18 protein-coding genes and 1 pseudogene are annotated in these 23,479 nt (G+C 72.0%); 9 read left to right on the top strand and 10 right to left on the bottom strand.

The window, feature by feature from the left end; all coding sequences use genetic code 11:
• Positions 1 to 102: 102 nt before the first annotated feature.
• Together ACFYT4_RS13315 and ACFYT4_RS13310 are read left to right on the top strand one after the other, a co-directional pair.
• On the top strand, positions 103 to 1,212 hold the full coding sequence (locus ACFYT4_RS13315; RefSeq protein ID WP_389267703.1) for a chitinase: 1,110 nt from the start codon (positions 103 to 105) through the stop codon (positions 1,210 to 1,212).
• 172 nt (positions 1,213 to 1,384) lie between these two features.
• A pseudogene (locus ACFYT4_RS13310) lies at positions 1,385 to 2,284 on the top strand (alpha/beta fold hydrolase).
• 54 nt (positions 2,285 to 2,338) lie between these two features.
• Here the strand turns inward: ACFYT4_RS13310 and ACFYT4_RS13305 are convergent.
• Positions 2,339 to 2,794, bottom strand: a complete 456-nt coding sequence (locus ACFYT4_RS13305) for a nucleoside deaminase (protein WP_389267702.1) — start codon at positions 2,792 to 2,794, stop codon at positions 2,339 to 2,341.
• 64 nt (positions 2,795 to 2,858) lie between these two features.
• Positions 2,859 to 3,341, bottom strand: coding sequence for a hypothetical protein (locus ACFYT4_RS13300; protein ID WP_389267701.1), 483 nt, complete (start codon positions 3,339 to 3,341; stop codon positions 2,859 to 2,861).
• Between the two features lie 556 nt (positions 3,342 to 3,897).
• On the opposite strand from ACFYT4_RS13300, the gene ACFYT4_RS13295 reads away from it, so the two are divergent.
• Both ACFYT4_RS13295 and ACFYT4_RS13290 read left to right on the top strand, forming a co-directional pair.
• Positions 3,898 to 4,551, top strand: a complete 654-nt coding sequence (locus ACFYT4_RS13295) for a DoxX family membrane protein (protein WP_389267700.1) — start codon at positions 3,898 to 3,900, stop codon at positions 4,549 to 4,551.
• Between the two features lie 171 nt (positions 4,552 to 4,722).
• Complete coding sequence (locus ACFYT4_RS13290) at positions 4,723 to 5,166, top strand: VOC family protein (protein ID WP_389267699.1); 444 nt, start codon at positions 4,723 to 4,725, stop codon at positions 5,164 to 5,166.
• 231 nt (positions 5,167 to 5,397) lie between these two features.
• Here the strand turns inward: ACFYT4_RS13290 and ACFYT4_RS13285 are convergent, their stop codons facing one another.
• Positions 5,398 to 6,192: an SAM-dependent methyltransferase gene (locus tag ACFYT4_RS13285; protein WP_389267698.1), complete on the bottom strand. Its 795-nt coding sequence runs from the start codon at positions 6,190 to 6,192 to the stop codon at positions 5,398 to 5,400.
• A 297-nt stretch (positions 6,193 to 6,489) separates the two neighbouring features.
• Here ACFYT4_RS13285 and ACFYT4_RS13280 point away from each other — a divergent pair, with 297 nt between their 5' ends.
• The 3 genes from ACFYT4_RS13280 to ACFYT4_RS13270 all read left to right on the top strand — a co-directional run bounded on the left by ACFYT4_RS13280 (position 6,490) and on the right by ACFYT4_RS13270 (position 13,358).
• Positions 6,490 to 7,575, top strand: a complete 1,086-nt coding sequence (locus ACFYT4_RS13280; protein ID WP_389267697.1) for a DNA alkylation repair protein — start codon at positions 6,490 to 6,492, stop codon at positions 7,573 to 7,575.
• A 66-nt stretch (positions 7,576 to 7,641) separates the two neighbouring features.
• A complete protein-coding gene (locus tag ACFYT4_RS13275) occupies positions 7,642 to 10,062 on the top strand; it encodes a SpoIIE family protein phosphatase (protein WP_389267696.1) in 2,421 nt (806 codons plus the stop codon).
• A gap of 257 nt (positions 10,063 to 10,319) precedes the next feature.
• Positions 10,320 to 13,358: a PEP/pyruvate-binding domain-containing protein gene (locus tag ACFYT4_RS13270; RefSeq protein ID WP_389267695.1), complete on the top strand. Its 3,039-nt coding sequence runs from the start codon at positions 10,320 to 10,322 to the stop codon at positions 13,356 to 13,358.
• 219 nt (positions 13,359 to 13,577) lie between these two features.
• Here the strand turns inward: ACFYT4_RS13270 and ACFYT4_RS13265 are convergent, their stop codons facing one another.
• From ACFYT4_RS13265 to ACFYT4_RS13250, 4 genes are all read right to left on the bottom strand, one after another.
• Entirely contained in the window at positions 13,578 to 15,134 is a 1,557-nt protein-coding gene (locus tag ACFYT4_RS13265; protein WP_389267694.1) for a DEAD/DEAH box helicase, read from the bottom strand.
• A gap of 229 nt (positions 15,135 to 15,363) precedes the next feature.
• The gene (locus ACFYT4_RS13260; RefSeq protein ID WP_018536328.1) at positions 15,364 to 15,567 is read right to left on the bottom strand and encodes a cold-shock protein; all 204 of its coding nucleotides are present in this window, start codon (positions 15,565 to 15,567) and stop codon (positions 15,364 to 15,366) included.
• 638 nt (positions 15,568 to 16,205) lie between these two features.
• Entirely contained in the window at positions 16,206 to 16,799 is a 594-nt protein-coding gene (locus ACFYT4_RS13255; RefSeq protein WP_389267693.1) for a flavin reductase family protein, read from the bottom strand.
• Positions 16,793 to 17,779, bottom strand: coding sequence for an LLM class oxidoreductase (locus ACFYT4_RS13250; RefSeq protein ID WP_389267692.1), 987 nt, complete (start codon positions 17,777 to 17,779; stop codon positions 16,793 to 16,795). Before ACFYT4_RS13250 ends, ACFYT4_RS13255 begins: the two co-directional genes overlap by 7 nt.
• A 93-nt stretch (positions 17,780 to 17,872) precedes the next feature.
• Between ACFYT4_RS13250 and ACFYT4_RS13245 the strand changes: the two genes are divergently transcribed.
• On the top strand, positions 17,873 to 18,478 hold the full coding sequence (locus tag ACFYT4_RS13245; protein WP_389267691.1) for a TetR/AcrR family transcriptional regulator: 606 nt from the start codon (positions 17,873 to 17,875) through the stop codon (positions 18,476 to 18,478).
• A 184-nt stretch (positions 18,479 to 18,662) separates the two neighbouring features.
• Here the strand turns inward: ACFYT4_RS13245 and ACFYT4_RS13240 are convergent, their stop codons facing one another.
• Positions 18,663 to 19,085: a YjbQ family protein gene (locus tag ACFYT4_RS13240; protein WP_389267690.1), complete on the bottom strand. Its 423-nt coding sequence runs from the start codon at positions 19,083 to 19,085 to the stop codon at positions 18,663 to 18,665.
• A 313-nt stretch (positions 19,086 to 19,398) separates the two neighbouring features.
• On the opposite strand from ACFYT4_RS13240, the gene ACFYT4_RS13235 reads away from it, so the two are divergent.
• A complete protein-coding gene (locus tag ACFYT4_RS13235; RefSeq protein ID WP_389267689.1) occupies positions 19,399 to 20,481 on the top strand; it encodes an NAD(P)-binding domain-containing protein in 1,083 nt (360 codons plus the stop codon).
• A gap of 90 nt (positions 20,482 to 20,571) precedes the next feature.
• Here the strand turns inward: ACFYT4_RS13235 and mltG are convergent, their stop codons facing one another.
• Complete coding sequence (mltG, locus tag ACFYT4_RS13230; RefSeq protein WP_389267688.1) at positions 20,572 to 21,414, bottom strand: endolytic transglycosylase MltG; 843 nt, start codon at positions 21,412 to 21,414, stop codon at positions 20,572 to 20,574.
• Positions 21,415 to 21,584: 170 nt separating this feature from the next.
• Positions 21,585 to 23,396 carry an ABC transporter ATP-binding protein gene (locus tag ACFYT4_RS13225; RefSeq protein ID WP_389267687.1) on the bottom strand — a complete coding sequence of 604 codons (1,812 nt, stop codon included), beginning with the start codon at positions 23,394 to 23,396 and terminating at the stop codon, positions 21,585 to 21,587.
• Positions 23,397 to 23,479 lie beyond the last annotated feature (83 nt).

Raw genomic sequence — 23,479 nt, 5'->3', positions numbered from 1 at the left:
CCGCAGGACTCCCCCCACCCGGCCCCGGTGTGTCCCGCCCGGTTCGCATGCCGCCGTCCACCGGCTCGGCGGCGGTCTGTGCAGGCAAGAAGGGAACACACCATGACCGGTCGGATGTCCCGCCTGATGGGCATCGGCGCAGCGGCGGTCTTAGCCGTCCAGCTGCTGGTCGCCGCCGCCCCGGGCACCTCGAACGCCGCCCCCGGCCGAGCGGGCCCCGCGGCGGCCCCCCGCGCGCAGAGCGCGCCGTCGGCGGAGACCTGCGCCGTCAAGTCCAAACCCGCGGGCAAGGTGCTCCACGGGTACTGGGAGAACTGGGACGGTGCCGCCAACGGCGTGCATCCGCCGCTCGGCTGGATCCCGATCACCGACGCCCGTATCCGCAGCCACGGCTACAACGTCATCAACGCCGCGTTCCCCGTCATCCTCTCGGACGGCACGGTCCTGTGGGAAGACGGCATGGACAGCACGGTGAAGGTCGCCACCCCGGCCGAGATGTGCGAGGCGAAGGCGGCCGGCCTCACGATCCTGATGTCCATCGGCGGCGCGACGGCCGGTATCGACCTCAGCTCCAGCGCGGTCGCCGACCGGTTCGTGGCGACGGTCGTGCCGATCCTGAAGAAGTACAACTTCGACGGGATCGACATCGACATCGAGACCGGTCTCACCGGCAGCGGCAACATCAACCAGCTGTCGCCCTCACAGGCCAACCTCATCCGCATCATCGACGGTGTGCTGGCGCAGATGCCGCCGGAGTTCGGCCTGACGATGGCGCCCGAGACGGCGTACGTCACCGGCGGCAGCGTCGTGTACGGCTCGATCTGGGGCGCGTATCTGCCCGTCATCAAGAAGTACGCGGACAACGGCCGCCTCTGGTGGCTGAACATGCAGTACTACAACGGCAGCATGTACGGATGCTCCGGTGACTCGTACTCCGCCGGGACCGTCGAGGGCTTCCGGGCGCAGACCGACTGCCTCGACCGCGGCCTCGTCATCCAGGGCACCACGATCAGGGTCCCGTACGACAAGCAGGTCCCGGGTCTTCCGGCGCAGCCGGGCGCCGGGGGCGGCCATATGGCACCGGGGCAGGTCGCCCAGGCGTGGAGCGGCTACAACGGCGCGCTCAAGGGTCTGATGACCTGGTCCCTCAACTGGGACGGCTCACGGGGCTGGACCTTCGGCGACAACGTCAAGGCGCTCCAGGGCCGCTGACGGCCCCCGTCGCGTTGACAGACCGGCGTACCGCTCGCTCGTCACGGGCCGGAGTGGGCGGTACGCCACCGGGCGGGCCCCTCGTCGCGCCCGGCCCGGCTCCGGGCACGGACGGCGGGGCCAGGGGCCGCGGCCCGCCGTCCCCCGGCCGGCACGGCCTAGAGTTGCCGCCATGTCCGCACAGCACTCCGTCCGTGTCGCCGGCCACCGTCTCTCCTGTCTCGACTTCGGCGGTGGCGGGCCGCTACTGCTCGCGCTGCCCGGCTCCTTCGGCAGAGGCGCGGTCTTCACCCGGCTGGCGCGGGACCTCGGCGACCGGGCCCGGGTCATCGCGCCCGATCAGCGCGGACACGGACTGAGCGACCGGACCGAGAGCTACGGGCGCGACGGTTTCGTCGAGGACGCCGCCGAGCTGCTGCGCGCGCTCGCGCCGGGTCCCGTGGTCGTCCTCGGGCACTCCCTGGGCGGTATCACCGCCTACCAACTGGCCGCCCGTCACCCGGAACTGGTGTCCGGGCTGATCATCGAGGACGTCGGCCCGGTGATGCGCAGGCCGGAGATCGCCGACCCCGTGCTGGACGTACGGGGCTGGCCCGCCGCCGGCCGTACCCGTGACGAGCTCGCACGCGGGATCGAGGCCGCCGGGGTGCCGACAGCTCGTACTTCGTGACTCCACCCACGCGTGAACGCGCGGGCTTCCTGCGTCGGTGGCTAAGCCGCCGCGCAGAGGGCCAGCCCGGCCCTGTTGAGGACGTTCGTCGCGCCGACGTGGTCCGCGTTCGCCGCGAACCCGCACGCCGTGCACAGGAACCTCGCTTGGATGGCGGTCCAGGAGGGCGGCACCGGGGACTGGTGGCACGACTGGCTGGGCTCCAGCTGTCCCGCGCTGGTGCTCCACGGCGGGGCGAGCACGCTGCTGCCCGCGGAGCTGGCCCGGGAGATGGTCACCCGCCGGCCCGCCGCCCGGCTCGTCTCCTTCCCCTCGGCCGGGCACTGGATCCACGACGACGAACCGGACGGGTTCGCGCGGGCGGTGGCGGGCTTTCTCGACGGCCTGGCCCTGGGGATCTGACGGTCCGGCGGCGGACGGCAGGAGGCCTGCGGCCCGGGGGAGGTTACCCGGGGCTCACCCCTCCCCGATGTCCTCGGCCCACACCTGCGGATGGCGCCGCTGGAATTCCTCCATCAGATCCCGGCAGCGGCTGTCGTCGAGAAGAACGACCTCGATTCCGCGCCGTTTGAATACCCCGAGATCCCCGGCGAAGGTGACCGCCTCCCCCACCACGAGTCTCTTGATCCCGAACAGCAGGATCGCCCCTGTACACATTTCGCAGGGCGAAAGGGTGGTGTAGAGCGTCATGTCCCGGTACGAACTCTGCCGTCCGGCATTGCGCAGACACGACATTTCGCCGTGTGCGATCGCATCGCCTTTCTGTACGCGCTCGTTCCTGCCGACCGCGAGCAGGGCGCCCTGGTGCTGAAGCGCCGCGCCCACGGGCACACCACCCTGCTCAAGGCCTTCTCGTGCCTCTCGCAGAGCCGCTTCGAAACACAGCTGATCCGCGTCATCAAGGGGGGTCATACATCCGTCCTGGTCATCTCGGCGCCGGGGCACGGCATTTCCGGTGCCCCGGCCTGGCTGACTGTCAGAGCCTCCGTTCGAGAATGATCCCGAGCAGAAGCAACACCGTGGCGACCTGCGCCATCGCCCATGCCAGCCGATATCCGACGGTTCGCTTGTTCCGGATGGAAAGGAGCTTCAGAAACAGTTCGTCGGACCGTTCCAGATCGGAGGTATCGGTCCAGTGCACCCAGATCACGGTGAGGCAGAGTGCGGCCGCCATCCCGCTGCAGGCGAGCGAGGAGAAGACCAGGACACTTCCCGCGGTAACAGTGCGCGGAAAGATCGACAGCGAGATCGAGGCCGACGCTATCAGAATGCCGACATACGAGAGAAGCGCCTGCGCCTTGGAGTCCAGAATGCTGAGGCAGGCGTAGAGATAGTTGTGCTCGAACGCGTCGTCTTCCTTGGGCTGGAGGCTGCGGAGCGCCCGGAGATGACGGGGACCCTCTCTCTCCGCGTAGACGCCCTCGAATAACCACGCGAACGACAGAAGAGACTTGAACACATTCCCCCCAGATTGGCGAACCAGCGCCGTGGGGCGAGCGTAGTGCGACGGTGCGGCGCGCGTCCACGGAACCGAAGAATTGGATCTTGCTTCTGTGACGGCAGATGCCTCTGATGCATTCCTTGGAAATCGGCGGGGCCGGCGCGGACCGGCAACCGCCGCCCGGCCGTCCGGCGCGGATCCCGTGCGGCCCCGGAATCGGCGGTACCGGATACCGCGGGGCGGGGGGCCGGATACCGACCGGACCCCACGCGGACACCGCCCGAGTTCTCGTACGAGCGCGCGTCCGGCCGCCGTCCGGCCCCGTTCGGCGACCCTCACCCCACGCACCGCGAGGGGCCCCGCACCCCGAGAAATGATGGTCCAGACCTTTACGGCACGGATACGAACTTATAACGTGCTGCCGGATGGAGGGCATGCCGCAGCTCCATCAACCCCCCACAAGGAGTTGTGCGTTGACAGGATTCCTGTCGGCGTCCGCCGCGCCGCATCACTCAGTCGTACCCACTCACCCGGCCGCGTTACCGGCCGGCCCCACACCACCGGACCGAAGACCGTGCCGGTGAGCAGGCCCGGCAGGCACCGCAAGTGCGCGCCCGTCGTCGGAGGCGCTCTGGGCCGCTACCGACGTCACAGCACCACCGTCCTGCGGGTGTCCGTGGGGCTGGTCTTCCTCTGGTTCGGTGTCATGAAGTTCGTGCCGGGGGCGAGCCCGGCCGAGGACGTCGCCACCCGGACCATGGACGTACTGGCCTTCGGCCTGGTGCCGCCGGAGGCCACCCGGCCGCTGCTGGCCCTCCTGGAGACCGTGATCGGCCTGGGGCTGGTCTCCGGGGTGCTGCTGCGGGTGACGCTCGCCGCCTTCTTCGTGCACATGGTGGGCGTCTTCTCCGCGCTTCTCGTCCTGCCCGGCGAGATGTGGAACGGGCAGACGGGCACCCCCACCCTGGAGGGGCAGTACATCATCAAGAACGTGGTGCTGATCGCCGCCTGTCTCGCCGTGGCCGCGGAGGAGGTGCTCCCCGGACCGGCCGGGCCGGGCAACAGCGCGCCGTACGAAACGGAACCGCGGTACCGGGAGGACACGCCGTACCGGGAGGGTGTGTACCGGCAGCCGGAAACGGCCTTCCGCTCCCACCCTCGCGGACCCGACGGCAGCGGCCGGGGGCCGGCGGGCAGCTCACCGGAGTCGCGCGCGGCTCCCCGGTGAGCCCGCCGGAAGGCGCCCGCGGCCCCGTGACCGGTGGCCGCGGGCGCCTTCCGCGGGCGGGGCGGCCCGCGCGCGGGCGCAGCCCGGCGGGCGTTGTCAGTGGTGCGTGTCAGGATTCCCGTCGAGGCTTTCGGGCCGGGCACACACCGCCCCAACGTCAGGAGCTGCCCCATGGAATGGACACTCGAACTCGTGGTGGTCCCCATCACGGACATCGACCGCGCCAAGGACTTCTACGCGAACCGGTGCGGGTTCACCGTCGACCACGACTCCACCATGGGCGAGGGGGTCCGGGTCATCCAGTTCACCCCGCCGGGATCGCGCTGCTCCATCGCCGTCGGCACCGGCATTCCGCCGATGCCGGGGCGCGGGGACATGGCTCCCGGCTCGCTTCAGGGGCTCCAGCTGTGCGTCCTGGACATCAGGGCGGCCCACAAGGAACTCGGGGACCGCGGCGTCGGGGTGAGCCCGATCCACCATCTCGGCGCGGACGGCTGGGCCGAGGGATACCGCGAGGCTGACTGGAGCTCCTTCTTCCACTTCGCCGACCCCGACGGCAACGGCTGGTACGTCCAGGAGGCGCCGACGTCCCTCGCCCGGCGCCGGCCGTTCTGAGTGCGGCCGGTCATGGCTCCTCACGGGGGTCCGCCGCCGGGCCGGAGCCCGGCGGCGGCACATGGGCTGACCCTGGGCACCGCCGCCCGCGCGGCAGGTGCCCACAGGGCGCGCCCGGGAGTGGCGGCGTGTCCGCGCCCGCCCCGGGCCTCTCGCCAGGGTCCCGGCGGGCTCACGTGCCGCGGCTCCGCTCCCTCGTCTGGCCCGGACCACACGAGCGGCCCCGGCCGGCTATCGCTTGAAGGCGACAAATCCCCACTGCTCGACGGGCTCCGTGGCGACCGGCCCGGCCGGACGCCACAGACTGATCGAGCCGAAGCCCGGTTCCACGAGGTCCAGGCCGTCCGAGAAGGAACGGATCACATGGGCGGGGCGGGAGACGTACGGGAGGGCGCCGCCGTCGGCGTACTCGTCGGACCCGGCCCGGGTCTCCGCCGTCTCGATCGTGTCGCACAGGATGAGGCAGCTCCCCGCGGCGAGGGCGTCGAGATAGCGGCGCAGCAGGGCGGCGGCCTCGGCGTCGTCCGCGACATGACCGAGCGTGGAGAGCAGCATGAGGGCGACCGGCCGGTCCAGGTCGAGTGTCTTCGCGGCCTCCCGCAGGACGGTCGCCGAGTCGGTCAGATCGGCGTGCACACAGGCCGTGATCCCCTCAGGCCGGCCGACGGCCAGCGCCCGGGTGTGGGCGAGCACGATCGGGTCGTTGTCGACGTACACGACCCTGGCCTCGGGCGCTGTCCGCTGGGCCACCTCGTGGGTGGAGTCGGCGGTGGGCAGTCCGCTGCCCAGGTCGAGGAACTGGCGTATGCCCGCCTGCCCGGTGACATGCCGCACGGCCCGTGTCTGGAAGGCGCGGGAGGCACGGGCGATGTCGATGATCTGCGGGAACATCTCCGCGATCCGCGCGCCCAGGGCCCGGTCGACCGGGTGGTTGTCCTCGCCGCCCAGCCAGTAGTTCCACACCCGCGCCGAATGCGGCGTGCTCGTGTCGACCGGGTCCGCCGGGTCCTGCCGCTCTGTGTTCATCAAGCTCCCTTCGTGCCGGTCCCCCGCACAGCCGTACGGGAGACACGGACATGCTTCACCACGTCTCACCCCCGCGCCAGCGGCTCCGGCGCTCAACTCCCCTGCGGGACAGGACGGGTGAGCCTCCCGGCCCGGCCGCGCGTGCCGGGAGGACCGGGCCACCGCGGGATCGCCGGAGCACCGTCTCGCCACGCGTGGGGGCGAGCGGGCCCGGCGCGGACGGAAGAACAGGAAGACGGACCGCGAAGACCCCGGAATCGGGAACCAGGAACCGTGAACCAGGAAAGGTAGGACATCGTGCCGACAGCGGACGAACTGTTCAGCGCGGAGACCGTCGGAGATCTCGCCGACCGGCTCACCCGCGCGCGCGGCGGGGCCGGGGCCGCGCATCTGAGGCGGTGCGCCGGGCTGCTGGACGGTCTGACGTTCAGCGGCCGGGTCGCCGCGATCCGGGACGCGGTGCTCGCCGACCTCCCGGAGGACTTCGGCGGGTTCGACACCGTTGTACGGACCGCCCTGGAGGATCCCGGGTTCACCGGGTGGATGACCTGGCCCGTGGGCGAGGCGGTCGCCGTGCGCGGCCTCGCCGCCTTCGAGCCGGCCCTGCGGCTCCTGGCGGCACTCACCCCGCGGCTCTCCTCGGAGTCCGCCGTCCGGCCGTTCCTCCGCGCCGACCAGGCACGGGCGCTGCGGACCGTGATGGAGTGGACCGGCGATCCCGATCCGCACGTACGGCGGCTCGCCAGCGAGGGCACCCGGCCCCGGCTGCCGTGGGCACCGCGGCTTCCGGCCCTGATCGCCGATCCCGCACCGGCGCTTCCCGTGCTCGACGCGCTCCATCGCGACGAGTCCGAGTACGTCCGCAGATCCGTGGCCAACCACCTCAACGACATCAGCCGGGACCATCCGGCGACCGCCGTCGCCGTCACCGCGCGCTGGCTGGACTCCCCCGCGCCCACGACCGCCGGTGTGGCCCGCCACGCACTGCGCACACTCGTCAAGGCGGGGGACCCCGCAGCGCTCACCCTCCTCGGCCACAGCCCGGACGCACCGGTCACCGTCGAGGGGCCGCACATCCGGACCCCCTCGATCAAGGTGGGCGACCATCTGGTGTTCGACTACGCGGTGACCAACACGGGTGACCGGACCGCCGAGCTGGTCATCGACTACGTCATCCACCATGTGAAGGCCAACGGCAGCCGCACCCCGAAGGTCTTCAAACTCCTCACGCGCCCCCTGGCCCCCGGCGAGCGGTGGGCCGGAACCCGCCGGCACTCCTTCAAACCGATCACCACCCGGCGCTACCACCCGGGCGTCCACCGGGTGGGAATCCAGGTCAACGGGCGGCCGCACGGTGAGGCGTCGTTCGCTCTGGACACATAGCCACCTCCGTCGGGGGTTCGGCGGCCTCGTGCGTGGAACAATTCAAGAGGGGTGAAATGAGCGGATATGACCCGATACCTGAGAAGGGCTGGGCAGGGGCACGGTCGCCCGCCGCGGGCCTTCACCGCGACCGTCACCGCCGACAAGGGCGGCACCCTGACGGAGTGGGGCGACGGGGCCAGGCTGCTGCTGGGCTACCGCGCCGAGGAGGCCCTGGGACGGCAGGCGGCCGAGGTGCTCGGCGCCGAGCCCACGGACGCGGCCCGGCACGCCCTCGACGAGCGCACGCGCTGGAGTGGTACGGCATCACTGCGGCACCGCGACGGCCATGTCCTGGACGTCTGGCTGCTGGCGCACCGGCTGGAGAACGGCTCGGGCGGCACCGAGTGGCTCCTGGCCTCCGCGCCCGGCTTCGCGCACGGCCCCGTGCCGGACCGGGACCGGACCATGACCGAGTGGGGATTCGTCCAGGCGCCGTGCACGGTGGCCCTCTTCGACACGGACCTGCGGGCGGTGCGCGCCAACGCCGACATGGAGCGCGTGGCGGCGCTCACCGAGCACCGGATGCGCGGGATGCGCCTGGTCGACATCGTGGCGGATCCCACCAGTGAACGGGTCGAGAAGGCCATGCAGGAGGTGCTGGACACCGGTGAGCAGAGGCAGGTGGAGACCTATGTGCAGGTGCCGGGCGAGAACCGGGAGCACGCCTGGTCGGTGGCGCTCGCACCGCTGAGGGACGCGTCCGGCACGGTGCGCGGGGTGTGTCTGGCGGCCCACGACCGGACCGAGTACTACTCGGCCCGGCAGCGGCTGCTGCTGGTCAACGAGGCAGGCAGCCGCATCGGCAGCACCCTGGACATCACCCGTACCGCCCAGGAACTGGTCGATGTGGCCATGCCCCGGCTCGCGGACTACGCGGCCGTCGATCTGCTGACCTTCATCCACCAGGGCGACGAACCGCCCCCCGCCGCCCTGACCGGCCCCATCGCCATGCGCCGCGCCGCGATGCGCTCCGTAGCCGCCACCCTCCCGGAAGGCATGCTCCGGCCGGGGGACACCACCGACTACCCCCGGTCCTCTCCCGCCGCCGAGTGCCTGGGCACCGGCCGTCCGGCGGTGTACGAGATGTCCGACGAGGCACTCGCCGTATGGGCGGTCCACGACCCCGAGCGCGCCGCCCGGATCCGGCGCTACGGGGCGCACTCGGTGATGGTGGTGCCGATGCGTGCCCGGGGCGTCACCCTCGGTGTGGCGCTGTTCGCCCGGAACGAGCGCCCGGTGCCGTTCGCCCCGGACGATGTGCTGCTGGCGGAGGAGATCACCGCCAGGGCCGCCGTCTGCATCGACAACGCCCGCCGCTACGCCCGCGAGCGCCGCACCTCCGTGACCCTCCAGCGCAGCCTGCTGCCGCAGGAGCTGCCCGACCAGCCGGCGATGGAACTGGCCTACCGCTACCGGCCCGCCGGCGGACGGGCCGGGGTGGGCGGCGACTGGTTCGACGCGATCCCGCTCTCCGGCACCCGGGTGGCCCTGGTCGTGGGCGATGTCGTCGGCCACGGCGTCCAGGCGTCCGGCACCATGGGCAGGCTGCGCAGTTCCGTACGCACCCTGGCCGACATCGATCTGCCGCCCGACGAGCTGCTCACCCATCTCGACGATGTCGTCATCCGGCTCGGGTCCGAGGGCTCCGTGGCCCATCCCGACGCCGCCGGGGACATCGGCGCGACCTGTCTGTACGCGGTGTACGACCCCATCACCCGGCGCTGCTCCCTGGCCAGCGCGGGCCATCCCCTGCCCGCCCTGGTGCGCCCGGACGGCAGCGCGGAGATCCTCGACGTGCCCGTCGGCCCGCCGCTCGGGCTGGGTGGTCTGCCCTTCGAGACCACGGAGTTCGAGCTTCCGGAAGGGAGTCTTCTCGCCCTCTACACCGACGGTCTGCTGGAGGCCCGCGGCCAGGACGTCAACGAGTCGCGCGAGACGCTGCGGCGGATGCTCGCCCGCCCCGGTGAGTCCCTGGACGCCCTCTGCGACGCCGCGCTCGGCGCGCTGCTGCCGGACCGCCCGGACGACGACAGCGTGCTGCTCGTGGCGCGGACCCGGTGCCTGAGCGGCAGCCAGGTCGCGACATGGGATGTGCCCTGTGATCCGGCGGCCGTCGCCGGGGCCCGTACCCACGCCACCGACCAGCTGACGACCTGGGGCCTGGACGAGTTCGCCTTCACCACCGAACTGGTGGTCAGTGAGCTGGTCACCAACGCGATCCGTTACGGAGGCCCCCCGATCCAGCTGCGGCTCATCCACGACCGCGCCCTGATCTGCGAGGTCTCCGACGCGAGCTACACCACCCCGCATCTGCGCCGGGCCCGTGTCCTCGACGAGGGCGGGCGGGGTCTGCTGCTCGTCGCCCAGCTCACCCAGCGCTGGGGCACGCGGTACACCCAGAGCGGCAAGACCATCTGGGCCGACATCTCCCTGTCGGAGGACTGACGGGCACGGCCGGCGCGCGGCGGGCCGGGACGGCGGACTCCGCCACCGGGGCGGACGGCCGGGGCGGGGCTCCCGGAGCGGCGGGTGATCGCCGAGCGGCCGTCCGCGAGCGCTCGCGCGGCGGGTGCTCGCGGGCAGAAGCGCCCGAGCGGGGCCGCCCGCCCCGTCCGCCGGGCCCGTCCCGTCCGAGCCGCGCCGGTCCGCTTCCTGAGGGTCGCCGACCGGGTGCGGTCCCGCCCGAGTGGGAGGGTTGAGGTATGGGGAAGTACATCGTCCACCTCGGTGCCGATGGCGAGGCCGGCCCCTCCCGCCTCGGAGGCAAGGGCGCGAGCCTCGCCGCGATGGCCGCGGCCGGAGTACCCGTCCCCCCGGGGTTCGCCGTCACCACCGACGCCTTCGACGCCGTCCTGGCCCAGGGCGGCCTGCGGGCCTGGGTCGACGAGGCGGTGGGCGGGATCGACCTGGCGGACCCGGCCGCGGCGGACCGGGTGAGCGCGTCCGTGCGCCGGGCCGTCGAGGCCCAGCCGGTCCCCGCGGGCGTCGACGAGGAACTGCGCGCGGCGTACCGGGAGCTGACGAAGCGGACGCGCTCCGGCTTCCCCGTCGCCGTACGGTCGAGCGCGACGGCCGAGGATCTGCCGGAGGCGGGCTTCGCCGGACAGCACGACAGTTACCTCTGGGTGACCGGGAGCGATGCCGTCCTCGACGCGGTACGGCGGTGCTGGGCCGGTCTGTTCACCACACGGGCCATCGTCTACCGCGCGCGCCACCGCATCCCGGCCGAGGGGCTCTCGATGGCGGTGGCCGTGCAGCGGATGGTGCGGTCCCGGGTGGCCGGGGTGGCCCTGACGCTGGATCCGGGCAACGGCGACCGTTCGAAGATCGTCGTCGACGCGAGCTGGGGCATCGGGGAACTGGTGGCGTCCGGCGAGGTGACCCCGGACAACTTCGTCGTGGACAAGGTCGTACTGGCCCCGGTGCGCACCACCCTGTCGGACAAGCGCGAGGAGCTGGTGCCCGACCCGGCCGGCGGCGCGCTGGTACGGCGGCCGGTGAAGGGCGCACGGCGCACGCGGCCCAGTCTGACCCCCGATGAGGTGGTGGCCGTGGCACGGCTCGCCAAGGCGGCCGAGCACCACTACGGCGTTCCGCAGGAGGTCGAGTGGGCCATCGGCACCGGTCCTTCCGGGCCCGCGGGTGTCGTTCTGCTGCAGAGCCGTCCGGAGACGGTGTGGAGCCGCAGACCGCCGACGGCACCGTCCGCCGCACCGGGAGCGGGACCGGAAGCGGAAGCGGACGCGGACCGGGTGCCGGACCGTGACACCGGCCCGGCGGCCGGCCCGGACTCCGTGATGCGGACCCTGCTGGAGCAGCCGCCGCTCACCGGCCCCGTCTCCCCCGGCACCGGCGACGCCGCCGACGGCAGCGGACCGGAGGCAGGCCGTCCGGCGATTCGGCGACGGCCGGGCGGCCGGGCGGAGCCACCCGCGCGGACACGGACGCGGTTCCCCAGCCCGTACGAACTGACAGCGCCGCCCGGAGCGGAGGGCTGGCAGCGGCTCTACCCGTACTACCTGGTGTTCCGGCCGGAGCTGCGGGACGCCGACGAGCACAAGTTCTGGTTCTGCGACACCCAGCACTGGCCCCGGGTCCTCAAGCCGTTCGAGGTCTCCGTGGTCGAGTTCGCGATGCGCTGCCTGGGCCAGTACAACAGCAGGTACTTCGTCGTCCCGACCGCCGCAGGGATCGAGTACCGCGTCCACAACGGATACGTCTACATGAGCCCGCTCGCGGTCGCGGACGACGAGATCCCCGCCCGGGCAACGGAGTTCCGGCGCCGCGCGGGCCACTACTACGCCCACTGGGAAGCCCTGCTGAAACAGTGGAAGCGGAAGGTCCTCGCCACCATCGACGAGATCGAGGAACTGGACTTCACCGCACTGCCCGAGCAGGTGCCGTTCGCGGACGTGGAGTCCGGTCACGGCCGGGACGCGGGCCTGGCCCTGTTCGGCGCCTACGACAGGCTGATCCGGCTGTGCCAGCGCAGCTGGCAGTACCACATGGAGTTCCTCAACCTCGGCTACTCCGCCTTCCTCGACTTCTACGAGTACTGCCGGCGGCGGTTCCCGGGCATCCCCGACCAGGGGATCGCCACCATGGTCCAGGGCGTCGACATGGAGCTGTTCCGGCCCGACGACGAACTCAAGTCCCTGGCGCGGCTGGCCCTCGGCCTCGGTGTCGCCGGGGCGCTGCGCGGGCCGGGCGATCCGGGGCAGTTGCTGGCGGCGGTCGCGGCCGAACCCGGGGGCGAGCGGTGGCTCACGGCATGGCAGACGGCCCGGCGGCCCTGGTTCAACTTCACCCCGGGCAACGGCCTGTACGGCTCGGACCAGTACTGGCTGGACCATCCCTCGATCCCTCTCGGCCATGTCGCCGACTACATCGGACGGCTGGAGCACGGCGAGGACATCGACCGCCGGGTGCCGGAGCTGCTCGCCGAGAGGGACCGTGTCACGGACGAGTACCGCGCGCTCCTCCCCCCGGAGGCGGCACGGCGGTTCACCGCCAAGCTCGCTCTCGCGCGCAGGGTGTACCCGTATGTGGAGAACCACAACTTCTACATCGAGCACTGGACCATGGGCGTGTTCTGGCGCAAGGTCCGCGAGCTGTCCGGGGTGCTCCGCGACGCCGGGTTCTGGGACGGCCCCGACGATCTGCTCTACCTCGGCCGCGAGGAGGTACGGCAGGTGCTGTTCGACTACGCCAACGGCTGGGCGGTCGGCGCCCCGGCGGTGGGCAGGGCCTACTGGCCACCGGAGATCGCCCGGCGCAGGGCCGTGGTCGACGCGCTGGCCGCCGCGCGCCCCGAACCGGCGCTCAACGCGCCGCCGCGGGCGATCACCGAGCCGTTCACCGTCATGCTGTGGGGCATCACCCCGGACCGGATCGCCGACTGGCTCGGTCCCCGGGACGGCGGCGGGCTGACCGGGATGGCCGCCTCCCCCGGGGTCGCCGAGGGCGTCGCCCGGGTGATCACCGGCGCCGAGCGGCTCGGGAGCGTGCGGGCGGACGAGATCCTCGTCGCACCGGTCGCGGCGCCGGGCTGGGGCCCGGTCTTCGGGAAGATCCGCGGGGTGGTCACCGACACCGGCGGCATCATGTCGCACGCCGCGGTGGTCTGCCGTGAGTACAGCCTGCCCGCCGTCACGGGCACCGGCACGGCTTCCACCCGCATCAGAAACGGTCAGCGCATCAGACTGGACGGCTCGCGCGGCACGGTGACGATCCTCGGCTGAGCGGCCGGCCCAGCGCCCCCGTCCATCCGCCCGAGCCTTCCCGCGTCCGTACGGGGGAGCTGCCGCCGCCCCGGCCCGGTTCACGGGCAGGGTCGCGGGCCGGACACGGCTGCGGCCGACCCGGAAGCGAAGGCAACGGTTCCGGGGGCCCGCCGGGCGTACGGCGCGGGCGGGCGCTCCCGGCCGCGCGACACGCTGCGGGCCGCCCGGGAGCGCCGCTCACAGTGCGGCGGTGGAGCCCCGCCCGGTCGGCCCGCTGCGACGGACCCGCGCGGACTTGCGCGCCTCGGTCAGCTGACGGTTCTCGGCGGTGCGGCGGGGTTCCCCGGAGCGGCCGGGACGGCCGCGCCGGGTGCCCCGGCCGCGGAAGGGCGCCCCACCGCGCGCGGCGGGCTCGCTCACCGGTGTGCTGACGACGACGGGAACGCCCGAGGGGGTCTGTGCCCCGGTGATACGGCTCAGCTCGGCCTCGCCGGAGCGGACCCGGGTGACCTGCGGGGTGATGCCCGCGTGCGCCATGAGGCGCTCCATCTCCCGGCGCTGCTCGGGCAGGATCAGGGTCACGACCTTGCCGGACTCACCGGCGCGCGCCGTGCGTCCGCCGCGGTGGAGATAGTCCTTGTAGTCGCCGGGCGGGTCGACGTTGACCACCAGATCGAGATCGTCGACATGGATACCGCGGGCGGCGACATTGGTGGCCACCAGCACGGTGACCTGTCCGGTCTTGAACTGGTCGAGCGTACGGGTGCGCCGGGGCTGCGACTTGCCGCCGTGCAGCGCGGCGGCGGCCACCCCGCTGTTGAGCAGGTGCTTGGTGAGCTTGTCGACGGCGTGCTTGGTGTCGAGGAACATGATCACCCGGCCGTCCCGGGCCGCGATCTCGGTCGTCGTGGCGTACTTGTCGGTGCCCTGCACATGCAGGATGTGGTGTTCCATCGTGGTGACCGCACCGGCCGACGGGTCGACCGAGTGGACCACCGGGTCGGTGAGATAGCGGCGGACCAGCAGGTCGACATTGCGGTCCAGGGTCGCGGAGAACAGCATCCGCTGGCCGTCGGGACGGACCTGGTCGAGCAGTTCGGTGACCTGGGGCATGAAGCCCATGTCCGCCATCTGGTCGGCCTCGTCCAGCACCGTGATGGCGACCCGGTCCAGGCGGCAGTCCTTGCGTTCCAGGAGGTCCTTGAGCCGGCCCGGGGTCGCGATCACGACATCGGCTCCGGCACGCAGCGCTCCGGCCTGCCGGCCGATCGACATACCGCCGACCACGGTCGCCAGCCGCACCTTCAGCGACCGGGCGTACGGCGTCAGCGCGTCGGTGACCTGCTGCGCAAGTTCCCGGGTGGGGACGAGGACGAGGGCGAGGGGCTGCCGGGGCTCGGCGCGCCGTCCGGCGGTGCGCGCCAGCAGCGGGAGGCCGAAGGCGAGCGTCTTGCCCGATCCGGTGCGCGCCCGTCCGAGGACGTCGCGGCCGGTGAGGGAGTTCGGGAGCGTGGCGGCCTGGATGGGGAAGGGCTCCGTCACTCCCAGGCCGGTGAGCGTGTCGAGCAGCGGGGCGGGCATGTCCAGCTCGTGGAACGCCGCGACCGCGGGGAGGGCGGGCGTGGTGGTGACGGGCAGCGCGAACTCGCCCTGGGGCGCGGTGGAGCGCCGCGCTGATCCGCCGGAGCGGCCGCCCTGGCGTCCCTGGCTCTTCGAACGGCCCCGGCCGGACCCGGCGGAGGTGCCCTGCCGGAAATCGGCGGAGCGGCTGTTCCTGCGTGCTGAGCGGCTCATGGAGAACCTTTCCTCGGTGTGGCACGTATCGAGGAATTCTCGGCAGCAAAGAGCCGATGAATCGCAGAAACGAGCCGAAAAAGACTGAGCAGAACCGGCCTCGCCGGTGCGGTGAAAAACGGTCACCGGCAGCAGTGCGTGCCGGGAGTTCACCGGAGAACGTCAACGAGCCGGGACCGGCACCCCAGGGTGCCGGTCCCGGCTACGTCGTGCTTCGTGCGCTTCAGCGTCAGGCGGGAACGATGTTCTCGGCCTGCGGGCCCTTCTGGCCCTGAGTGACGTCGAAGTTCACCTTCTGGCCCTCCTGAAGCTCACGGAAGCCCTGGGTGGCGATGTTCGAGTAGTGGGCGAAGACGTCGGGGCCGCCACCCTCCTGCTCGATGAAGCCGAAACCCTTTTCCGCGTTGAACCACTTCACGGTGCCAGTAGCCATATAAATTCTCCTTCGGGGCTATAACCCGGGGTCACACTGTGCGAAATTCCCGGTGTCGCCGCGATGATTGCCCCGTCCGGAAAACAGCACCGAAAACAAAAAGTGCCTGACGGAAAAATCCGTCGGAGGCACTTGAAGTGTATGGGAACCACAACTGCAACTGGGACCAAGAGTAGCACGGTGTTCCGGAGTGCCAGGGCGATCACGACTTTTCCGCCGGTGCCGTCGCGGATCCCGCCCGCCCGCAAGGGCCCGCCACCGCGCAACCGCCCGGTCGCGGCCCGCCCCGGACGGCCCGGCGCGGGCGATCGGGGGTGCGCGCTCCGGAGCGACCGAGCGGCTGAGCGGCGGCACCTGCCGGCCCGCCACCCGCGAGCCGGGGCCGGACCGCCGCCCCGGGTGGCGGGAACGCGCGGGCGGTTCGTCAGGAGTACGTGCGCCGAGGGCGCGAAGCCTCCGGATCCGGGGCATCCGATTCCGAGGCGCCCGGAAGCGGCGGCGGGCGTCGGCGGCGGCACAGGGGAGGACGGTCACGGGCACACCGGCGGAGACCCGCCACGCCCCGGTCCTTCACATCCTGCGCCGCCGCCCCCCTCCCGTCTTCCACAGGGCACTGCCGCCGACCCGTGCGGCCCGGGTCAGCGCGCGGTGGGCCGGAGGGAGAGGCCGGGACCGTTCCCCGCGCCCGTCTCCTGTTCGGTGAGATCGCGGTAGCCCCGGTCCACGTAGAGGAGCGGCCCACGGGAATCATCGGCGGGCGGCCGGCGGCCGACGGACGCCCCGGCGACGATCAGGGTGTGGTCGACGACCTCTATGCGCTGTGTCGTGCGGCACGTCAGAACGACGGCGGCCCCTTCCAGCTCCGGCCCTCCGCCGCCGGGGGACGGCCGGTGGCGCACCCCCGCGAACTGCTCGGCGCCGAAGACACGGCGCTGTGTGAAGCGGTCGGCGAGCGCCTGCTGCCCCGCGGCGAGGACGTTCACGGTGAAACGGCCGGTCCGCTGGATGACGTCCGCGGTGCGGCTGCCCCGCTTGAGAGAGATCAGCAGGGTGGGCGGATCGAGCGACACCGAGAGCAAGGAGTTGAGGGTCATGCCGTGCGGGCCCTCGGGGCTCTGGGTGGTGACGACCGCGACGCCCGTCGCCCAGAGGCGCATGGCTTCGCGGAACTCGCCGGGCTCCGCCCCGTCGCCGGGAGCGCCGGACTCCGCGGGGCACGCGGAGGTCACCACGCGGGAGCCAGGGGTGCGGGGGACGCCGGGGCGGGGAAGTGCGGTACGACCTCTTCGGCGAGCTGCGCCACCACCTCCGCCGCGGGGCGCCTGCCGTGCTGGACTCCGAGTGCGGCGTGGTTGACCCCGGCGTTCTTCCAGCGGCCGAGCAGTTCGAGCAGCCCTTGTGTACCTGTGCGCAGGACGAAGCCGCCGCGCAGTGGGGTGGGCGGGTAGCCCGGATCCTCGTGCAGGTCGAGCCATTCATTGGTCGCGACCGGGCGGAACTCCCCGGCGGGGATCAGGTCCCGCCACGCCCCGATCCGGTCTCCGAGGGCCCGGGGGCCGGCAGGGGTCGCGGTGGCCCCGGGGTAGACCAGCCAGCCGTCGGCGTGCTCGGCGATCCAGAGCGGGGCCTGCTGCGAGGATCCGGTGACCAGAAGGGGGATCCGGCCGTGCACCGGCTTCGGCAGCACGCTCGCGCCGCCGGGTCGCTCCTCCCCCAGCAGCCCACGGAAGGATTCGACGGCCTCCCGGTAGCGGGCACCGCGCGCACCGTGGTCCAGTCCGTACGCGGGGAACTCCACCGGGCGGTCGCCGGACGCCGCGCCGAGCACCAGGCGGCCTCCGCTGAGGTGGTCGATGGAGGCCGCCTGTTTGGCCAGGTCGATGGGGTGCCGCAGCGGGAGGATCACACTGCCTGACGCCAGGCTGATCCGGGAGGTGTGCGCCGCGAGCCAGGTCAGGGCGGTCCACGGGTCGTACACCTGCCCCACATCACCGAAGGCGGGGTCGGCCAGGGGCACGTCCCGGACCCACGCGGCGGCGAAACCCCCGCGCTCGGCCCGCTGAACGATCTCCGTCTGGCCCCGCATCGCCGCCATGTCCCCCGTGTACGGCCACAGAGGCAGAAACAACCCCACGGTCAGCTCCCCCGGCGCGAACATGTGCGTGTACCCGGGGTGGCTCTCCCATGAGGAGGCCGGTGCTGCTGTTCTCATCGTTCGATACCCATTCATCACTCTGGCTGGAACGTTCGATCCAGACCCTACGGCATCTTTGGATCGAACGTTCCAACCAGTAGACTCGCGATCATGGCAGCCACCGCACCGCTCGACCGCTCGTCCGACACCGACACCCGCCGCCGGATCATCCAGGCCACGGCCGCACTGCTTCAGCAGCAGGGGTACGAGAGCACCTCGGTCAAGCGCATCGCCGGCGCCGCCCAGGCGTCACCCAGCTCCGTCTACCACTTCTTCCCCGGAGGCAAGGAAGAGCTGGCGATCGAGGCGATGCGCCATGGCGCACATGAGTTCGGCGAGATGCTCGCCAGGGGCCTCGCCTCGGCCGCGGATCCGGCCGAGGCCGCGGCCGCCTGCGCCCTGCTGCTGGCAGAGGACCTCAAACGGTCGGACTGGAGCGACGGCTGCCCGGTCGCCGTCACCGCCCTGGAGACCATCGGCCGTGCCCCCGGCCTCCAGGAGGCCGCGACCGAGGCCCTCACCGGATGGCAGACCCTCGTCACGGCCAAGCTGACGGAGAGCGGCATCGCACCAACGGCTGCCCGCCCTCTCGCCAGGACGGTCATCAGCATGCTGGAGGGCGCGGAACTCCTCAGCCGCGTGACCGCCGACGACACCCCCCTCCGCGACGCGGCCGTCCACCTCGCGCAACTCGTGAGAGCGGCGCCCAGGTCCTGACCACGCCGCCGACCTCGCCTCGGCCGGGGGCGCGGCCACCGCGCCCGCCCGACAGGCAAGTCACCGGGACGGACGCGGAAGGAAGGGCGACCTGCGCGATAGGGCCGGACGGGCGGCGTGCGCCCGATCCCCCGTCACGGACACAAGACGGGCAAGAGCGGGACGGCCCTTGACTCGTGCCCGATCAGCCGAGGAAGCTCAGCCGCACCTGGCGCTTCACATTGTCGACATTCGTGTCCACGAGGCACACCGACTGCCAGGTCCCCAGTGCCAGCCGTCCGCCGAGCACCGGCAGTGTCGCGTGCGGCGGGAGGAAGGCCGGGAGCACATGGTCGCGGCCATGGCCGGGGCTGCCGTGGCGGTGGCGCCAGCGGTCGTCGGGCGGAAGCAGGGTGCGGAGCGCCGCGAGGAGGTCGTCGTCGCTGCCGGAACCGGTCTCGATGACGGCGACTCCCGCCGTGGCATGGGGGACGAAGACGTTGAGCAGACCGTCCCGGCCGCTCGCGAACTCTTGGAGGAACTGCTCACAGGCGTCGGTCAGATCGTTCACCGCTTCGTCGGAGCCGGTGGTGATGTGGAGCAACCTGGTGGTGAAGGGTCCGGGCATGGGTCCATCCTCCTCGCGTCCGCCGTTCTCCGCCGTATGGTGACGGCCGGCGGCGCGTTCGTGCCGACTCACCGGATGCTTCACGCCAGCCGCGAGGCGGACGACGGGGTGCCGCTCCCCCACAGGGTCGACAGCGCCCTCCGGAGCCGGGGCACTTCCCTGGATCCGGCGGGCCCCGCCCGTACCCGGACGGATTCCGGGGTCGGTCCGGCACCGGTCGGTGCCCGGCGGCACGGTCGGTGTGGTACCTACGGTCCGGTGCGGGGAGGGGCCCGGCGGGAAGATCCCCGGCCCCGGTCGAGTTGGCAGAAGTGTGAATGACGTTGAGGCGCGGGACGTGGACGTGGTCGTCATCGGCGCCGGGCAGGCGGGACTGTCCGGCGCCTACCATCTTCGGCGTATCGGGCTGGTGCCGGACCGCGACTTCGTGGTCCTCGACCACTCCCCCCGCCCTGGCGGCGCCTGGCAGTTCCGCTGGCCCTCCCTCACCTACGGCAAGGTGCACGGGATGCACGCGCTGCCGGGCATGGAGCTGACCGGTGCGGACGGCCTCCGGCCCTCGTCGGAGGTCATCGGCGCGTACTTCACCGCGTACGAGGAACGCTTCGATCTGCGCGTGCACCGGCCGGTCGATGTCACGGCGGTACGGGAGGGCGACGGCGGCCGGCTGCTCGTCGAGTCGTCGGAGGGCATCTGGTCGGCGCGGGGGCTGATCAACGCGACCGGCACCTGGGACCGCCCCTTCTGGCCGCGCTACACCGGTCAGGAGACGTTCCGGGGACGGCAGTTGCACACGGTCGGTTATCCGGGCCCGGAGGCGTTCGCCGGGCAGCGGGTGATCGTGGTGGGTGGCGGCTCCTCGGGGACCCAGCACCTGATGGAGATCGCGGAGGTGGCGGCGGAGACGACATGGGTGACCCGGCGGCCCCCGGTCTACTTCGAGGGCCCGTTCGACGAGAACGTCGGCCGGGCCGTGGTGGCCAAGGTGGAGGAGCGCGTACGCCGGGGGCTGCCGCCGGAGAGTGTGGTCTCGGTGACCGGGCTGCCCCTCACCGACGAGATCAGGAGCGCCCGGGAGCGGGGGGTACTGGACCGGCTGCCGATGTTCGACCGGATCACGCCGACCGGGGTCGCCTGGGACGACGGCCGGACGGTCGACGCCGATGTGATCCTGTGGGCGACCGGTTTCCGGGCGGCGATCGACCATCTCGCGCCGCTGCGGCTGCGCGAGGCGGGCGGTGGTATCCGGATGGACGGCACCCGTGCCGTACGGGACGCCCGGATTCATCTGGTCGGATACGGACCGTCCGCCTCGACGATCGGCGCCAACCGGGCGGGGCGGGCGGCCGTCCGTGAACTCAGGCAGCTGCTGGAACGCGAACCGGCGCCGGTGTGAGACGCCCCGGCGCAATGGTGACGTCCCGAGGTCGGACGACCGCGCCGGGAGCCGGTGACGCGGTGCGACCTGCCGACAGGGCGCGCGGCCCTAACGGCCGCTCCTGCGCCGGGCGTTGAACTCCTCCACATTGCGCTGGTGGTCCTCGTAGCTCACGGCGAAGCGGGTGTCGCCGGGTGCCACCGTGACGAAGTAGAGCCAGTCCCCCGGCGTGGGACTGATCGCCGCGTGCAGGGCCTGCTCCCCCGGGTTGTCGATGGGGGTGGGCGGGAGTCCCCGGCGCTGATAGCTGTTGTAGGGGCTGTCGATACGGGTGTCCTCGGCGGTGGTGTCCAGAGTGCTGCGATCGAGGGCGTAGTTGAGGGTCGAGTCCATCTGGAGCGGCATGTTCTTGGCGAGTCGGTTGTAGATCACCCGGGCCACCTTGCCCATGTCTTCGGGGGTGTCGGCCTCCGCCTGCACGATGCTGGCAATATTCACTGTCTGATACACCGTCACCCCGCTGCGCTGCGCGCCGCTGGTGACCCGCTCGGCGCCGAAGCGCTTGTTGGCGGTGTTGACCATGAAGCTGAGGAGTCCGGCCGGGGTGGTTGTGGACTCCACGGGATAGGTGGCGGGGAAGAGATATCCCTCGGGATTGCCCTGGGCGGCTTCGGGGAGCTTCAGCCCGGCCTCGGCGGCGGCCTTGAGGGTGGTGCCGGGCGTCTTGTCGAGGGCCTTGTCGACGGCCTCGTAGATCTGGGCGGCCCGCCAGCCCTCGGGGATGAGAAGGGAGGTGGCCTTCTTCTTCTCCTCGTCCTGTCCGGACAGCATCGGCACGATGACGGCGACCGCCGCCACGACAAGGACGACGGCCGAGATCAGGACCACCCGGCCACGACGGGTCAGCCGCACTCGGCGGCCGTACGGCGGCGGTGAGGGCTCGTTGATCATGCAGGCACGCTAACCCGAGGCAGCCTCCGATCCCGGTATCCGCCACTCCGGTGAGCCCCGCCCGGACCGTGCCGGCCGGTGCGTTGCCTCTCGAACCGGTCCGCCCGGACGGCTCGGCCGTCACGGCCGGTCGTGTCGCTGTGCGGGTCGGCCGGACCTCGGCGGCTTGCTCAGGGGGCGACGGGGACGGCCACCTCGGTGTCCCTGCGCACCAGTTCGGCATAGCGGCCGTCGAGCTCCACCAGTTCCTCATGGGTGCCGCGCTCGGATATGAGGCCCGATTCGAGCACCACGATCTCGTCGGCGTCCCTCACGGTGGAGAGCCGGTGGGCGATGGTGATGGTGGTACGGCCTGCCGAGAGTGCGTCGATGGCCTGCTGCACGGCCTGTTCGGTACGGATGTCGAGCGCGCTGGTCGCCTCGTCGAGGATGAGCACGGGCGGATCGCGCAGGATGGTCCGGGCGATGGCGAGCCGCTGCTTCTCCCCGCCGGAGAAGCGGTAACCGCGCTCTCCGACCAGGGTGTCGTAGCCGTCGGGCAGGGAGGCGATGTGGTCGTGGATCTGGGCGGCACGCGCGGCGGCCTCCATCTCCTCGTCGGTGGCGTCCGGTTTGGCGAAGCGCAGATTCTCGGCGACGGAGGCGTGGAAGAGATAGGTCTCCTGGGAGACGACTCCCACGGCACGGGAGAGGGTGTCGAAATCCAGGTCGCGCACATCGACTCCGTCGAGGGTGACCCGGCCTCCGGTGACGTCGTAGAGCCGGGGCACCAGATAGCCGAGGGTGGATTTGCCTGCGCCGGTGGGCCCGACGACGGCGAGGCGGCCGCCGGGCGGGACGGTCACCGCGACGCCGTCGAGCGTGGGGGCGGTCTGCCTGCCGTCGTAGACGAAATCGACGTCCTCGAAACGGACTTCGCCCCGGATCCTCTCCAGCCGGACCGGCCTCTCCGGTTCGGTGATCTCGACGGGCAGGTCCAGATATTCGAAGATCCGCTGGAAGAGGGCGAGGGAGGTCTGCATCTCCACGCCGGTGGAGAGCAGGCTCACGGTGGGGCGGAACAGTCCCTGCTGGAGTGAGACGAAGGCCACCAGTGTGCCGATGGAGATCGCCGGTCCTCCGCTCTGGATCGCGAGGCCCGCGGCCCAGTAGATGACGGCGGGCATGGCGGCCATCACGATGCCGATGACGGACATCCGCCACCGCCCGGCCATGCTGGAGCGCACTTCGAGGTCGACGAGCCGCTCGGACTCCCTGGCGAAGGAGTCGGTCAGGGAGTCGGCGCGGCCCATCGTGCGGCCGAGCAGGATGCCGCTGACCGACAGCGATTCGGTGACGGTCGCGGCCATCGCCGCCATCTGCCGCTGGCGCTGGGTGGTGATCCGCTTGCGCTCGCGGCCGACCCTGCGGCTGATCCAGACGAACACCGGCAGCAGGAGCAGGGAGACGACGGTGAGGCGCCAGTCCAGCGCGACCATGGCGACGACGGTGGCGACCACGGCGGTGAGGCTGGAGACGAGGGAGGTGGCGGTGGAGGTGACCGTCGCCTGCATCCCGCCGATGTCGTTCGCGATGCGGGACTGGACCTCTCCGGTGCGGGTCCTGGTGAAGAACGCGAGCGGCATGCGCTGCAGCTGGGCGTAGACCGCGGTGCGCAGATCGTGCATCACGCGCTGGCCGACGGTGGTGGATATCAGGGTCTGGAGCACCCCGAACACGCTGTTCAGCACGGCCGTGGCGATCATGCCGAGCGCGAGCAGGCTGAGCAGCCCGGTGCGGCCCTGCGGGATCGCGGTGTCGAGGATCGCCTTCAGCAGGAACGGGGAGGCGACGGAGACGAGCGACGCCGCGCCGACGAGCAGCCCGACGAGGGCGAGACGGCCACGGTAGGGACGGAAGAGCCGGAGGATCCGCCGGACCTGGGCCGGCGGCTGCTCCGGCCCCTTGGCCGGTGGTGTCCACGTGCGTGATGCGGGGTGCATGGGCTCCTTCGAGTGTTCGTGGCCGGGGCGCGCGGGCCGCACATCGGGCCGTCGCGCCGGGGCGTCCTTCCTGGTCTCTCCCC

Source organism: Streptomyces sp. NPDC004609 (genome assembly GCF_042873655.1).
Lineage (GTDB): Bacteria > Actinomycetota > Actinomycetes > Streptomycetales > Streptomycetaceae > Streptomyces.
Note: the sequence above shows the minus strand (reverse complement) of the source record. Positions and strands in the feature narration are given on the sequence as shown.

Bases quoted from the DNA above. Each gene is read 5' to 3' on its own strand.
- ACFYT4_RS13240 (WP_389267690.1), bottom strand. From the start codon at position 19,085: ATGCCCGGACCCTTCACCACCAGGTTGCTCCACATCACCACCGGCTCC.
- ACFYT4_RS13290 (WP_389267699.1), top strand. From the start codon at position 4,723: ATGGAATGGACACTCGAACTCGTGGTGGTCCCCATCACGGACATCGAC.
- ACFYT4_RS13285 (WP_389267698.1), bottom strand. From the start codon at position 6,192: ATGAACACAGAGCGGCAGGACCCGGCGGACCCGGTCGACACGAGCACG.
- ACFYT4_RS13250 (WP_389267692.1), bottom strand. From the start codon at position 17,779: ATGAGAACAGCAGCACCGGCCTCCTCATGGGAGAGCCACCCCGGGTAC.
- ACFYT4_RS13275 (WP_389267696.1), top strand. From the start codon at position 7,642: ATGACCCGATACCTGAGAAGGGCTGGGCAGGGGCACGGTCGCCCGCCG.
- ACFYT4_RS13270 (WP_389267695.1), top strand. From the start codon at position 10,320: ATGGGGAAGTACATCGTCCACCTCGGTGCCGATGGCGAGGCCGGCCCC.
- ACFYT4_RS13305 (WP_389267702.1), bottom strand. From the start codon at position 2,794: ATGACCCCCCTTGATGACGCGGATCAGCTGTGTTTCGAAGCGGCTCTG.
- ACFYT4_RS13315 (WP_389267703.1), top strand. From the start codon at position 103: ATGACCGGTCGGATGTCCCGCCTGATGGGCATCGGCGCAGCGGCGGTC.
- ACFYT4_RS13245 (WP_389267691.1), top strand. From the start codon at position 17,873: ATGGCAGCCACCGCACCGCTCGACCGCTCGTCCGACACCGACACCCGC.
- ACFYT4_RS13260 (WP_018536328.1), bottom strand. From the start codon at position 15,567: ATGGCTACTGGCACCGTGAAGTGGTTCAACGCGGAAAAGGGTTTCGGC.
- ACFYT4_RS13265 (WP_389267694.1), bottom strand. From the start codon at position 15,134: ATGAGCCGCTCAGCACGCAGGAACAGCCGCTCCGCCGATTTCCGGCAG.
- ACFYT4_RS13225 (WP_389267687.1), bottom strand. From the start codon at position 23,396: ATGCACCCCGCATCACGCACGTGGACACCACCGGCCAAGGGGCCGGAG.
- mltG (WP_389267688.1), bottom strand. From the start codon at position 21,414: ATGATCAACGAGCCCTCACCGCCGCCGTACGGCCGCCGAGTGCGGCTG.